Annotated in this window: 10 protein-coding genes and 1 pseudogene; 8 read left to right on the top strand and 3 right to left on the bottom strand. The window is 74.7% G+C overall.

What is annotated here, in order from left to right; all coding sequences use genetic code 11:
* Positions 1-144: 144 nt before the first annotated feature.
* From amrb99_RS22955 to amrb99_RS22935, 5 genes and pseudogenes are all read left to right on the top strand, one after another.
* A pseudogene (locus amrb99_RS22955) lies at positions 145-1,437 on the top strand (glutamyl-tRNA reductase); the annotation flags it as partial.
* A 384-nt stretch (positions 1,438-1,821) separates the two neighbouring features.
* Positions 1,822-2,742, top strand: a complete 921-nt coding sequence (hemC, locus tag amrb99_RS22950) for a hydroxymethylbilane synthase (RefSeq protein ID WP_190859389.1) — start codon at positions 1,822-1,824, stop codon at positions 2,740-2,742.
* Positions 2,743-2,864: 122 nt separating this feature from the next.
* Positions 2,865-4,394: a uroporphyrinogen-III synthase gene (locus amrb99_RS22945; protein ID WP_347256816.1), complete on the top strand. Its 1,530-nt coding sequence runs from the start codon at positions 2,865-2,867 to the stop codon at positions 4,392-4,394.
* Between the two features lie 54 nt (positions 4,395-4,448).
* Positions 4,449-5,432, top strand: coding sequence for a porphobilinogen synthase (gene hemB, locus amrb99_RS22940; protein ID WP_190859387.1), 984 nt, complete (start codon positions 4,449-4,451; stop codon positions 5,430-5,432).
* 119 nt (positions 5,433-5,551) lie between these two features.
* Positions 5,552-6,190 carry a bifunctional DNA primase/polymerase gene (locus amrb99_RS22935; RefSeq protein ID WP_190859385.1) on the top strand — a complete coding sequence of 213 codons (639 nt, stop codon included), beginning with the start codon at positions 5,552-5,554 and terminating at the stop codon, positions 6,188-6,190.
* Positions 6,191-6,274: 84 nt separating this feature from the next.
* Here amrb99_RS22935 and amrb99_RS22930 read toward each other — a convergent pair whose 3' ends face one another.
* Complete coding sequence (locus tag amrb99_RS22930; protein WP_190859383.1) at positions 6,275-7,972, bottom strand: serine/threonine-protein kinase; 1,698 nt, start codon at positions 7,970-7,972, stop codon at positions 6,275-6,277.
* 136 nt (positions 7,973-8,108) lie between these two features.
* On the opposite strand from amrb99_RS22930, the gene hemL reads away from it, so the two are divergent.
* Positions 8,109-9,401: a glutamate-1-semialdehyde 2,1-aminomutase gene (gene hemL, locus amrb99_RS22925; RefSeq protein ID WP_190859381.1), complete on the top strand. Its 1,293-nt coding sequence runs from the start codon at positions 8,109-8,111 to the stop codon at positions 9,399-9,401.
* Between the two features lie 145 nt (positions 9,402-9,546).
* Here hemL and amrb99_RS22920 read toward each other — a convergent pair whose 3' ends face one another.
* Together amrb99_RS22920 and amrb99_RS22915 are read right to left on the bottom strand one after the other, a co-directional pair.
* Entirely contained in the window at positions 9,547-10,437 is an 891-nt protein-coding gene (locus amrb99_RS22920) for a dihydrodipicolinate synthase family protein (protein WP_190859379.1), read from the bottom strand.
* 5 nt (positions 10,438-10,442) lie between these two features.
* The gene (locus amrb99_RS22915; RefSeq protein ID WP_190859377.1) at positions 10,443-11,453 is read right to left on the bottom strand and encodes an EamA family transporter; all 1,011 of its coding nucleotides are present in this window, start codon (positions 11,451-11,453) and stop codon (positions 10,443-10,445) included.
* Between the two features lie 73 nt (positions 11,454-11,526).
* Here amrb99_RS22915 and amrb99_RS22910 point away from each other — a divergent pair, with 73 nt between their 5' ends.
* Positions 11,527-12,441: a LysR family transcriptional regulator gene (locus amrb99_RS22910; protein WP_190859375.1), complete on the top strand. Its 915-nt coding sequence runs from the start codon at positions 11,527-11,529 to the stop codon at positions 12,439-12,441.
* 91 nt (positions 12,442-12,532) lie between these two features.
* Positions 12,533-13,551 (top strand): serine/threonine-protein kinase (locus tag amrb99_RS22905; protein WP_190859373.1); only part of this gene is annotated, 1,019 nt, incomplete at its 3' end.

Below are 13,551 nucleotides of genomic sequence, written 5' to 3'. Positions count from 1 at the left end.
GCGCGGCGTCGCCTGGACTGAGGAGCGGCGGGAGCGAGGAACGAGCGACCAGAGCGACGAGGCCGTGGCGGTCGGCGGGGTCGGTTGGTCGGGGACAGCAGAGCGGCGGCGAATGGAGCCGCGTAGGCCCGCGGGAGACGCAGCATGAGTGTGTTGGTGGTGGGGCTGAGTCACCGGAGCGCGCCCGTGCCGGTGCTGGAGCGCGCCGCGGTGTCCGGGGACGACCTGGCGAAGCTGCTGCACGCGGTGCACGAGTCCGCGAACGTCGCGGAGGCGGCGATCGTGTCGACGTGCAACCGGGTCGAGATCTACGCGGTGGTCGACAAGTTCCACGGCGGCGTCTCGGCGATCTCCGAGCTGCTGGCGCTGCACTCCGGCGTGCCGCTGGACGAGCTGTCCCGGCACCTGTACGTGCACTACGAGGAGCGGGCCGTCCAGCACGTGTTCGCGGTGGCGTGCGGGCTGGAGTCGATGGTCGTCGGCGAGGGTCAGATCCTCGGGCAGCTGCGGAAGGCGTTCCGGCTCGGCCAGGACGAGGGGACGCTCGGCCGCGACCTGCACGACGTGCTGCAGCAGGCGCTGCGGGTCGGCAAGCGCGCGCACGCGGAGACCGGCATCGACCAGGCGGGCGCGTCGCTGGTCAGCGTGGGCCTGGAGGTCGCGCAGCGGCACCTCGGCCCGCTGGACGGCGTGCGGGCGCTGGTGGTCGGCGCGGGGTCGATGAGCTCGCTGGCGGCGACGACGCTGAGCCGGGCCGGGGCCCGCGAGGTCGTGGTCGCCAACCGCACGTACGCCAACGCGGCCCGGCTGGCGGAGTCGCTGGAGGTGCCGTCGCGGGCGGTGGAGCTGGCGGCGCTGGACGCGGCGATCGCCGACGCGGACCTGGTGGTGTCGTGCACGGGCGCGACGGGCCTGGTGCTGACGGCGCCGCAGGTGGCGGCGCAGGGCGTCGGGGCGGACGGCCGGGACCGGTTCTTCCTGGACCTGGCGCTCCCGCACGACGTGGACCCGGCGGTCGGCGCGCTGCCCGGGGTGCGGCTCGCCGGGCTGGACGAGCTGCGCACGGCGCAGGAGGCCGCGCGGGCGATCGGCCCTGAGGCGGTGGAGGCGGTCCGGCGGATCGTCCGGGACGAGGTCGAGGCGTTCCTCAGCGCGGCCCGCGCCGCGGCGGTCGCGCCGACGGTGGTGGCGCTGCGCACCAAGGCCGCGGCGGTCGTGGAGTCCGAGCTGACCCGGCTCGCGGGCCGGCTGCCGGAGCTGGACGAGCGGGCCGTCAAGGAGATCCAGCAGACCGTCCGGCGGGTCGCCGACAAGCTGCTGCACGCGCCGACCGTCCGGGTGAAGGAGCTGGCGGCGGCGCCGGGCGGCGACTCCTACGCCGACGCGCTGCGCCGGCTGTTCGACCTGGACCCGAAGGCGCCGGTGGCGGTCGCGCGCGCCGACATGCGCGCCGACGACGACGCCGGGGAGCCGGCGCCCGGGAGCGCTCCGGCGCCTTGGAGCGGTTCCGCACGTACGGTGGAAGGGTCCCGTGCGGCGGACGAGGCCGCCGGGGCGCGGGTCGCGGACGCGGCGAAGGCCGCGGAGGTCGCCCGGGTGACGCGGGTGGAGTGCGCCGAGGCCGACTGCGTGAGCGGCGCGCCCGCGGACGCCGCGGCGGACGCGGTCGACGCCGGCACCGTGAACGCGCAGGCCGCGAGCGTCCGGGCGGTCAGCGCCCGCGGCGGCGCGCCGCGCGAAGGAGAACAGTCGTGAACGCGGGGGCCGTGGAGCGGGCCGCCCGTCCTACGGTCGGAGCCGAGCAGTGAGTGGAGCAGCGCATTGAGTACCGCGGACAGGGGCCCGCTGCGGCTCGGCACCCGCAAGAGCCTGATGGCGATGACGCAGTCGCGGCTGGTCGCGGACGCATTGACGGAGCGGACCGGGCATGCCGTGGAGCTCGTCGGGGTAACCACCGAAGGTGATGTCTCCAAGGCGCTGCTCGCCCAGATCGGCGGGACCGGTGTCTTCGTCAACGCGCTTCGCGACAGGCTGCTGGCCGGTGAGGTGGACTTCGCCGTGCACTCGCTGAAGGACCTGCCGACCGGGCCCGCCGAGGGGATCGCGCTCGCCGCGACCCCCGTCCGCGACGACCCGCGCGACGCCCTGTGCGGCCCCTGCAAGCTGGCGGACCTGCCGCGCGGCGCCCGCGTCGGCACCGGGTCGCCGCGCCGCGTCGCGCAGCTGCGCGCGATGCGCCCGGACCTGGACGTCGTGGCGATCCGCGGCAACGCCGACACCCGGCTGCGCAAGGTCGCCGACGGGGAGCTGGACGCGGTGGTGCTCGCGCACGCGGGGCTGCGCCGGATCGGCCGGCTGGACGCGGTCGCCGAGGTCTTCGACCCCGACCAGATGCTGCCGGCGCCCGGGCAGGGCGCGCTCGCGCTCGAATGCGCCGCCGGGAGGGACGACCTCCGCGCGCTGCTTGGAACGGTCGACGATCCGATGACCAGGGCCTGCGTCACCGCGGAGCGGACGGTGCTCGCCGTCCTGGAGGGCGGTTGCTCCGCGCCCGTGGGAACATACGCTGCCGAAGTAGAAGAAGAGCTGCATCTGACCGCGACCGTCGCCGCGTACGACGGGAGCCGGCAGATGAGGCTGTCCGCAAGCGGCCACCCGGACGACGCCGAGAGGCTGGGGCGCGATCTCGCGCACCGGCTGCTCGCGCAGGGGGCCGACCAGTTGATGGGGGAGCGCGATTGAGCCCCGCTAGCCAGAGCCCCGCCCGCCCGGGGGCCGCCGGCCCGGGCGCCGCCGGATCGACCGCGGCCGGATCGACCACGGCGGGGAGGCCGAGCCGCACTGCCGACCCCGGCACGGTCGCGATCGTCGGGATGGGCCCGGGCGACCCGGGCCTGCTGACGCTGCGCGCCGCCGCCGAGTTGGAGCGCGCCGACACCGTCGTGGTCAGCCGCGCGTACTGCCCCGCCGACATCCTCGCGCACTGCCGCCCGGACGTGGAGATCCTCGACACCGCCGAGGGCGACCCGGTGAAGCTCGCGTCGCGCGCCGCCAAGGCGGGCCGCCGCGTCGTCCGGCTGTTCCACGGCGACCCCGGTGTCGTCTGCGGGCTGGCCAAGGAGGGCGCCGCGCTGCACAAGGCCGGGGTGCCGTTCGAGGTCGTCCCCGGCGTGTCCGCCGTGACCGGTGTGCCCGCCTACGCGGGCATCCCGCTGACCGACCCCGAGCACCGCGAGTTCCGGTTCGTCGACGCCTCCGACGGCGGCGTCGACTGGGAGCAGTTCGGCGGGTCCGACGCCACCCTGGTGATCTTCGGTGCGGAGGGCGCCGTCGCGGAGGTCGCCAAGGGCCTGGTCGCGGCCGGCCGCCCCGACTCGACGCCCGCCGCGATGACCAGCCTCGGCACCACCACCGAGCAGGAGACCGTGGTCTCCACGCTGCAGAAGCTGGCGTCCGACACCAAGGGCATGGAGGCCCCCGCGATGATCATCGTGGGGGACGTGGTCGGCTGGCGCGACCGGCTGTCCTGGTTCGAGACCAAGGCGCTGTTCGGCTGGCGGGTGCTGGTGCCGCGCACCAAGGAGCAGGCCGCGTCGCTGTCGGACCAGCTCCGCGGGTACGGCGCCGTCCCCGACGAGGTCCCGACGATCTCCGTCGAGCCGCCGCGCACCCCGCAGCAGATGGACCGGGCCGTCAAGGGCCTCGTCACCGGACGCTACGAGTGGGTGGTGTTCACCTCCACCAACGCGGTCAAGGCCGTCCGGGAGAAGTTCGTCGCCTACGGGCTGGACGCCCGCGCGTTCGCCGGGCTGAAGGTCGCCGCCGTCGGCGAGCAGACCGCCGCCGCGCTCGTCGAGTTCGGCATCCACCCCGACCTGACCCCGACCGGGCAGCAGTCCAGCGAGGGCCTCGCCGAGGTGTGGCCGCCTTACGACGAGGACCTCGACCCGATCAACCGGGTCCTGCTGCCGCGCGCCGACATCGCCACCGACACCCTCATCGCCAAGCTCACCGAGCTCGGCTGGGAGTGCGAGGACGTCACCGCCTACCGGACGGTCCGGGCCGCGCCGCCGCCCGCCCCGATCCGCGAGGCGATCAAGGGCGGCGGGTTCGACGCGGTGCTGTTCACCTCGTCGTCCACGGTGAAGAACCTGATCGGCATCGCCGGCAAGCCGCACAACGTGACGGTGATCGCGGTGATCGGCCCGCAGACCGCCAAGACCGCCGAGGAGTACGGGCTGCGCGTCGACGTGATGGCGCCGAAGCCGTCGGTGTCGGCGCTCGCGGAGGCGCTCGCGGAGTACGGTGCGAAGCGGCGGGCGGCCCAGATCGAGGCCGGCGACCCGCTGCGCAAGCCCAGCCAGATGCGCCGGGGAGCCCGGCGCCGCAAGTAGGAGCCCGCCGACCGGGCCCGGCGCGGCCGCGCCGGGCACCGGGAAAGAAGGATCATGTCTGCTCAGTTCCCCGTCGCCCGGCCGCGGCGGCTGCGCCGCACGCCCGCGCTGCGCCGGATGGTCGCCGAGACCAGGCTCGCGCCCGCCGATCTGGTGCTGCCGATGTTCGTCAAGGAGGGCATCTCCGAGCCGCAGCCGGTCGCGTCGATGCCGGGCGTCGTGCAGCACACGCGCGACAGCCTGCGCAAGGCCGCGCACGAGGCGGCGGAGGCCGGCGTCGGCGGCCTCATCCTGTTCGGCATCCCGGCGGTCAAGGACGGCGCCGGCTCGGGCGCCGACGACCCCGCCGGGATCGTCCAGCTGGCCCTGCGCGACCTGAAGTCCGACCTCGGCGACGCCGCCGTGGTGATGACGGACCTGTGCCTGGACGAGTACACCGACCACGGCCACTGCGGCATCCTCACCGCCGGCGGCGAGATCGACAACGACGCGACGCTGGAGCGGTACGCGTCCATCGCCGTCGCGCAGGCCGCCGCCGGGGCCCAGGTGGTCGGCCCGTCCGGGATGATGGACGGCCAGGTCGGCGTGATCCGCGAGGCCCTCGACAAGGCCGGCTACAGCGACGTCGCGATCCTGGGGTACTCGGTGAAGTACTCCTCCGCCTACTACGGCCCGTTCCGCGACGCGGCCGAGTGCGCCCCGCAGTTCGGCGACCGCTCCACCCACCAGCAGGACCCGGCCAACGCCGACGAGTCGCTCCGCGAGGTGTTCCTCGACCTCGACGAGGGCGCCGACATGGTGATGGTGAAGCCCGCGGGCCCCTACCTCGACATCGTCCGGCGGGTGCGCGACGCCGTGGACGTCCCCGTCGTCGCGTACCAGGTCAGCGGCGAGTACGCGATGATCGAGGCCGCCGCCGAGAAGGGCTGGATCGACCGCGACCGCATCATCATGGAGTCGCTGCTCTCGATCCGCCGCGCGGGCGCCGACCTCACCCTGACCTACTGGGCCACGGAGGTCGCCAAGAAGCTCCAATGATCATGGGCGGGTAGTTACTTAGGGTCGTTTTGGCAGGGGCGCCGTGTCTGGCGCGGCGGCGCGCGGGCATCATCGTCTATCAAGAACCCACGTTCGACCTTGGGTATTGGGGGGCGGAGATGCTGGCGGTCTCGGGGAACAGGCGGCAACGGGCGGCACGCGACCGGATGGCCTCGGCCGCCCTGCGGTACGCCGCGATGGGCTGGCCCTGCTTTCCGGGGGCGCATCCGCCCGCCGCCGGCGACCGGTCCTGCTCGTGCGACCGGATCGGCTGTCCCGACCCGGCGGCGCATCCGGTGTCGGCGGCGTGGGCGCACCAGGCGTCGGCCGACCCGGACCGGATCCGGCGCTGGTGGACGCAGCGCCCGGAGTCCAACATCATCCTGCCGACCGGCCGGGTCTTCGACGTGTTCGACGTCCCCGCCGCCGCCGGCGCCGCGGCCCTCGGCCGGATCGCCCGCGAGGACCTGCCGGTCGGGCCCGTCGCGAACCTCGGCGACGAGCGGTACCTGTTCTTCGTCGCCACCCGCGGCGCCCCCGCCGACGAGGACGAGTGGTGGTCGTGCCACCTCGACACCTCGCCGGAGACCGTGGCCGAGACGCCCGGGATGCGGTGGCACTGCCGCGACAGCTACGTGGTGGCGCCGCCGTCGGTGCTGGCGTCCGGCAAGGAGGCGGCCTGGGTGCGGCCGCCGCGGGACGAGCCGCTGCCCGACCCGCTGCGGCTCCTGGAGGTCCTCGCCGACAGCTGCGAGTGACCGGCCCGGGCGGGCCGGTTCCGGCCCGCCGTCGGAGCGGACCGGCCCCCGCCCGCCATCGGGGAGGACCGGTCCGGCCCGCGGTCAGCGCGGCGCCTTGATCGCCTTGCGGCCCCAGGCGGAGTACGACGTCGTGACGATCTGGTTGCGGCCCTTCGCCGGCCCGGCCCGCAGCCACAGCTTCACCGGGCGGGACGAGCCGTCCAGCTTGAGCGCGAAGCTGATCTGCTGGACGCCCGTGGCGCGTGCCATCTCGGTGTACAGCGCGCCCGATCCGGGCGCCTGCGCGAGCTTGGCGACGGGCGCCTCGCCCTTGTACACCCCTCCGGACTCGCTCAGCGTCGAGGCGGCGTTGAGCAGCGTCGTCACCGCGGACACCGAGCTGCCGCGCCGCACCTGCTCGGCCAGCCCCGGGTAGCCGCGACCGCCGACGGGGGAGGGCCGCCACTTCTTGCCCGCCCGCAGGAACACCCGGTCGCCGACCACCACGGCCTGCGCCCGCTTGCGCGTCTTGGCGGACCCCGACAGCGTCATCGAGTACGACGGCTCCGTCCCCTGGACCAGGCCGAAGGTGCCCTGCGCGACGCTGGGCGCGCCGCAGCAGCCGGTGCGGCGGAAGCTGAACCGGGCGCCGGGCGCCTGGTCGGTGGCCTGGACGATGCGCGCCGCGAGCGGCGCGGGGGCGACGCCGCCGGGCGGCAGCGACGGCTGGGGCGTGCTGCTCTGCGCGGGCGACGGGGTCGGCGGCGTGGCGTCGCCCTCCCCGGACTTCATGAAGACGAAGCCGCCCGCGACCGCGCCGGCGACGACGACCGCCGCGATGGCGGCCGCGATCCGGCGGTTGCCGGAGCCGCGCGCGGCGGTCTGCCCGGTGGCGATGACCTGGTTGCGGCCGGTGCTGCGGGACGCCTTGGGCTTGGCCGGCTCGGGCTGCATCGCGGCCTGTGCGGCGAGCTCGGTGAGCCGGCCGCGGCCCTGCGCCTCCCACGACGGCCCGTACGCCGCCACGGCGGCCTCTTCGAGCGCGCCGAGGTAGTCGGCCGCGGACTTCGGCCGCGTCTCCGGGTCCTTCGCGAGGCCGTGGCCGATCAGCTCGCGCAGCGGGCCGGGCACCTCCTCGGCCGGGATCGGCGCCTCGCGGTGCAGCCGCGCCATGTTGCGCCCGGCGTACGGCGGATGCCCGGTGAGGCACTCGAAGAAGATCGCCGTCGCCGCGTACAGGTCGGTGGCGACGCCGGCGGCCGCCCCGTCCCACAGCTCCGGCGCCGCGTAGGCGGGCGCGAGCTGCGCCTCGGTGCCGGGCGCGGCGGTCGCGAAGTCGGTGAGGCGCGCGTTGCCTTCGCCGTCGATGAGGACCGCGGACGGTCGTACGGCGCCGTGGACCACCTCCAGGGCGTGCGCGGCGGCGAGCCCCAGCAGAGTCCCGCCGAGCAGCGACAGGGCCGCCAGCGGGCCCGTGGGCCCCTGTGCGGCCAGCACCCGGCGCAGCCCGACCCCGTCGACGTACTGCATGACGACGGCGGCGCCCTCGGGGGCCTCGACGAAGTCGTAGAGATCGGCGACGTTCGGGTCCTCGAGCTGGGACAGTGTGCGCGCGGACGCACGGAACCGCGCCATGAACGCCTCGTCGGCGCGCAACCCGCCGGCGAGGTACTTGATCACGACTTTCGTGCTGGTCATGTCGTCGACCGCCAGCACCACCCGGCCCGCGGCGCCGTCGCCCAGTTCCCGCTCTTGGGTGAAGCCCGGGACCGTCCAGCCGTCAACCACGTTGAAAGCCATCCCTCCGATACGGCGGACGCCGGTGAAGATAAGGGGCGCCTCCCGAACGGGCGCCGATGTCGTACTTGGTGGAATATCGGCCCGTACCCGGCGAGGTCAAGCGCAGTCGCCGAACTGCAACTGAGAGACTGGAAACGTGACTGTCACCGATCGCTCCCAGCAGTTGTTCGAGCGCGCCGAAGGGCTCGTCCCCGGCGGCGTGAACTCACCGGTCCGCGCCTTCGGCGCGGTCGGCGGGACGCCGCGCTTCATCGCCTCGGCGCGCGGCCCCTACCTGACCGACGCCGACGGCAACGAGTACGTCGACCTGATCTGCTCGTGGGGCCCGATGATCCTCGGGCACGCGCACCCGGACGTGGTCGCGGCGGTGCGGGAGGCGGCGGGCCGCGGCACGTCCTACGGGGCGCCGACGCCCGGCGAGGTCGAGCTGGCCGAGGAGATCGTCGCGCGGGCGCCGGTGGAGAAGGTCCGGCTGGTCAACTCGGGGACCGAGGCGACGATGTCGGCGATCCGGCTGGCGCGCGGCTTCACCTCCCGCCCGAAGATCGTCAAGTTCGCGGGCTGCTACCACGGGCACGTCGACTCGCTGCTGGCCGCGGCCGGGTCGGGGGTGGCGACGTTCGCGCTGCCGGACACCCCCGGCGTGACGGGCGCGACGACCGCCGACACGATCGTGCTGCCGTACAACGACGTCGCGGCGGTGGAGACGGCGTTCGACGAGCACGGCCACGAGATCGCCTGCGTGATCGCCGAGGCGGTGCCGTGCAACATGGGCGTGGTACCGCCGCTGAACGGCTTCAACGCGCTGCTGAAGCGGCTGTGCGAGCGGTACGGGGCGCTGCTGGTGCTGGACGAGGTGCTGACCGGCTTCCGGGCGTCGCGGTCCGGCTGGTACGGGATCGAGGGCGTCGCGGCGGACCTGGTGACCTTCGGGAAGGTGATGGGCGGCGGGCTGCCCGCCGCGGCGTTCGGCGGCCGCGCCGAGATCATGGACCGGCTCGCGCCCGCCGGGCCCGTCTACCAGGCGGGCACCCTGTCGGGGAACCCGCTCGCGACGGCCGCGGGGCTGGCGACGCTGCGCGGCGCGACCGACGAGGTGTACGCGGCGATCGACCGGGCCGCCGGGATCGTGTCGCGGGCCGCGTCGGAGGCGCTGGCGAAGGAGGGCGTCCCGCACTCGCTGCAGAACGCCGGCAACCTCTTCTCGATCTTCTTCACGGACGGCGCGGTCGGCGACTTCGCCGCCGCGCAGCGCCAGGACGTCAAGGCGTACGGGGCGTTCTTCCACGCGGCGCTCGAGCGCGGCGTCTACCTGCCGCCGTCGGCGTACGAGGTGTGGTTCCTGTCGGCGGCCCACGACGACGAGGCGATCGGCCGCATCCTGGACGCCCTGCCGCACGCCGCCCGCGCGGCGGCGCTGTCTTCTTGATCCCGGCCCAGGGGGCTCGCCTGGCGGCTCGCCCCCTGACCGGGATCGGGCGAGCGCGGCATCGCTTCGCGATCTTCCCGGTGAGGCTCGCCTTCGGCTTCGCCTCACCGGCCAGGTAACGCGCTCGCGTGACGGCTGAGGCACCTCAAGGCAGCCTGAGTGGACTGAGGGCGCGGAAGGCGCGGAGCGCGGCGGCGGTCGACTCGGGACGCGGGGCGTGCAGAGGCGCGCGGACCGCGGGGTCGTCGATCACGCCGATCTCGGCCAGGCACGCCTTCAGCACGGACGGCGACGGCTCGGCGAACAGCGCCCCCGCCAGCGGCAGCAGCGCGTTGTGCAGCGCCAGCCCGTCCGCCGTCTCACCGTGCATGGTCGCGTCGTACATGGTCGCGTAGGCGGACGGGCTGAGGCACGCGCTTGCCGCGACGCCCCCGGCCGCGCCCAGCCGGAGCATCGGGTAGATGTACGCGTCGTCCCCGCAGAGGAGCCACTTACCCGGACCGAGGTCGGCCGCCGCTAGCGCGAGCGTGTCGGCGTCGATGCCGTCCGCGCAGTGCTTCATCCCGGCGACGCAGTCCAGCGCCAGAATCTTGAGAAGTGCGTCGACGGAGAGCTGCTTGCCCGTTCGGTACGGGACGTTGTAGGCGATGAGCGGGACGTCCACAGCGGCGCCGACGGCGGCGAAGTGGTCGATCACGCCGTCGTCGGACGGGCGGAGGTAGTACGGCACGACGACGAGCAGCGCGTCCGCGTAAGGGGCGTGCTCGCGGGCCTGCCGGATGGAGTCCTCGGTGCCCATCGTCCCGGCGCCGACGGTGAGCGGGTGCCCGCTCTCCTCGACGACGCCCCGGCACACCTCCAGCACGGTGCGCCGCTCCTCGGCCGTCAGCAGCGCGGCCTCGCCGGTGGTGCCGAGCGCGACGAGCCCGTCCGCGCCCTGCTCCAGGCAGTGGACGGCGAGGCGTTCGAGCGACTTGGCGTCCACCTCGCCGTCGCGGGTGAACGGCGTGACCAGGGCCGCGTGGATTCCGTGCATGGGTGTCACCTCGTCTGGACGGGCTCCGGCGGAGCCACCTGGATGGGGCCGCGGGACGCGCCGGACGCGCCGGACGCGCCGGACGCGCCGGACGCGCCGCCCGCGCGGGACCGCAGCCGGACGCTGCCCGCCGCGACGCCGCAGATGATGAGCGCCGCCCCGGCGAGGCGCGTCCCGTCCACGTGCTCGCCGAGGACCAGCGCGGCGGACAGCAGCCCGAACGGCGGGACGAGCAGCGAGTACATGGCGACGGTGCCGGCCTCGTAGCGGCGCATCAGCCAGCCCCACACGCCGAACCCGACGAGCGTGGAGACGTAGGCGATGAACGCCAGCGAGCTCACCCCGGCGACGGACAGGTGGCGCGCCGCGTCCGGCACCGCCCCGGGCCCCTCGAAGATCAGCGAGAGGGCGAACAGGGGGACGGGCGGGACCAGCGACATCCAGACCATGAACCCGAACGCGTCGACGGGCTCGGCCGCGGTCTGGTTCATCCGCCGCATCGCGACGTTCGCCAGCCCCCAGCTCGCCGCCCCGCCGATGCACAGCAGGAACGCGCCGATCGGACTCCCGCTGTGCTCCCCCGACCAACCAGCCCCGTCCGACCTCCCGGCGGCCTGAGCGACGCCGAGGAGGGCGACGCCGGCGAACGCGACGGCCATCCCGATGATCTGCCGGGCGCCGAGCCGCTCGCGCAGCAGCACCCCGGCGAACAGCGCGGTGAAGATCGCCTGGACCTGGAGCACCACCGACGACAGCCCCGCCGGCATCCCCAGCCGCATGCCGATGAACAGCAGCGCGAACTGCCCGACGCCCAGCGGGATCCCGATTAGCCACAGCCAGCGGACCGCGACCGGCGGGCGCCGCACGAAGAACACCGCGGGCAGCGCGGCGGCGGTGAACCGCAGCGCGGCGAGCAGCAGCGGCGGGAAGTCCTCCAGCGCGACCTTGATCGGGACGAAGTTGAATCCCCAGATCGCGGCGATCAGGGTGGCCAGCAGGATGTGGCGCGGTCTCATGCCCCGATCGTCCGCCGCGGCCTTGTTTTAGGACAAGCTAGAATCTGTCGACTTCTCGTTTTAGAATTGCTACATGCTCGATCTCGAACGGCTGCGCGCCCTGCACTCCGTCGCCACCTACGGCTCGGTCAGCGCCGCCGCCGACGTGCTGCACGTCACCACCTCCGCGGTCTCCCAGCAGCTCGCCAAGCTGGAGCGGGAGACCGGGCAGAAGCTGCTTGAGCGCAACGGCCGCGGCGTGCGGCTCACCGACGCCGCCGAGCTGCTCGTCGGGCACGCCGAGCGGATCCTGTCCCTCGTCGAGCAGGCCCAGGCCGACCTGGAGGCGCACCGCGGCTCGGTCGTCGGCCAGCTGACCATCGCCGCGTTCCCCACCGCCGTGCGCGGGCTGATGCCGCAGGCGCTGCCGCCGCTCCGCGCCCAGCACCCCGACCTGCACGTCCTGGTCCGCGAAGAGGACCCGCTGCACAGCATGCCCCTCGTCCTGCGCGGCGACCTCGACATGGCCGTCGTCCAGGACTGGAGCAACGAGCCGCTCCCGCTGCCCGAGGGCCTGCACAAGGGCGCCATCTGCGAGGACGTCGCCGACGTCGCGCTGCCCGCCGGGCACCCGCTGGCCGGCCGCGCCAGCGTCGACCTGAAGGAGCTGGCCGGCGACCCGTGGATCAGCTCCGTGCCGGACAGCATCTGCTGCGACTGGCTCCTGCGCACCCTGCGGGCCATCGACAGCGAGCCCCGCATCGAGCACATGGCCTACGAGTTCGCGACGCAGCTCGCGCTCGTCGCGGCCGGCCTCGGCAACGCGATCCTGCCCCGCCTCGGCCGCTGCGACGTGCCGCCGGGCGTCGCGATCGTGCCGCTCGCCGAGCCGCTGACCCGCCGCGTGTACGCCGTCTGGCGGGAGGAGGCCGCGCGCCGTCCCGCGATCCGCGCCGTCGTGACCGCGCTGCGCGCCGGCGTCCCCGCGTCCGCCGAGCGCGCCGCCTGACGTTTCCCGCCCGCTCTTCGCCTCGAAGCCGCCGGTTCGCCGCACCGCGCCCGATTCGGTACGTTCTTCGCGATCATGGCGGGAGGGCGCGTTGAGCGGCTGGCGGGTCGAGGGCTACACCGAGGTGCGGGAGCTGGGCGCGGGCGCCCAGGGACGCGTCGTGCTCGCCCGGCACGAGCCGTCCGGCACCCCCGTCGCGATCAAGTACCTGAACGCCTCCGCGAGCGAGGCCGAGCGGGAGCGGCTGCGGCACGAGGCCCGGATGCTGGGGCGGGCCGAGAGCCCGCACGTCGCCCGCCTCTTCCACCTCGTCGAGGGCCCCGGCGGCGCCGCGATCATCATGGAGGCCGTCGACGGGGTGTCGCTCAAGGAGCTGCTCGCCCGGCACGGGGCGCTCGGCCCCGAGGCGTCGCTGTCGGTGCTGAAGGGCTCGCTGCTCGGCCTCGCCGCCGCCCACGCCCTCGGCGTCGTGCACCGCGACTACAAGCCCGCGAACGTCGTCGTCCCGGCGGACGGGCGGAGCCGCCTCGTCGACTTCGGCATCGCGGCCCCCGCCGGGCAGGAGGCGGGCGGCGCCGGCACCCCGTACTACATGGCGCCCGAGCAGTGGGACCGGCACACCGCCACGCCCGCGTCCGACGTGTACTCCGCGACCTGCGTGTTCGTCGAGTGCGTCAGCGGCCGACGGCCGTTCGGCGGCGGCCGCGCCGAGCTGATGCGGGCGCACCTCACCGGTCCCGTGCCGGTCGAGACCGTCCCCGAACCGCTCCGCGACCTCGTCGCGCGGGGCATGGCGAAGGACCCCGCCGACCGCCCGCCGGGCGCCGCCGCGTTCGTCGACGACCTGGAGCGGACCGCCCGGGAGGCGTACGGGCCGGACTGGGAGTCGCGCGGGGTCCGCGCGCTCGCCGCGTCCGCCGTCGCGCTCGCGGCGCTGTTCCCGCTGGCCGCGTGGATCGTCCCGGGCGCCGCGTCCGCGGCCGGGACCTGGGAGAGCGCGCTGGCGATCGCCGCGGCCACCTCGGGACGGTCCGTGCTGGTCTCCGGCGTCACCGTCATGATCGCGATGTCCGGGATGTTCCTGTCCGGGCTGCTGCTGTTCAAGGGGTT

Origin of the sequence: Actinomadura sp. RB99 (assembly GCF_014706005.1) — a bacterium.
Classification (GTDB): Bacteria; Actinomycetota; Actinomycetes; order Streptosporangiales; family Streptosporangiaceae; genus Spirillospora.
The sequence above is the reverse complement of the archived record's forward strand: the minus strand, read 5'-3'. Positions and strand labels throughout refer to the sequence as shown.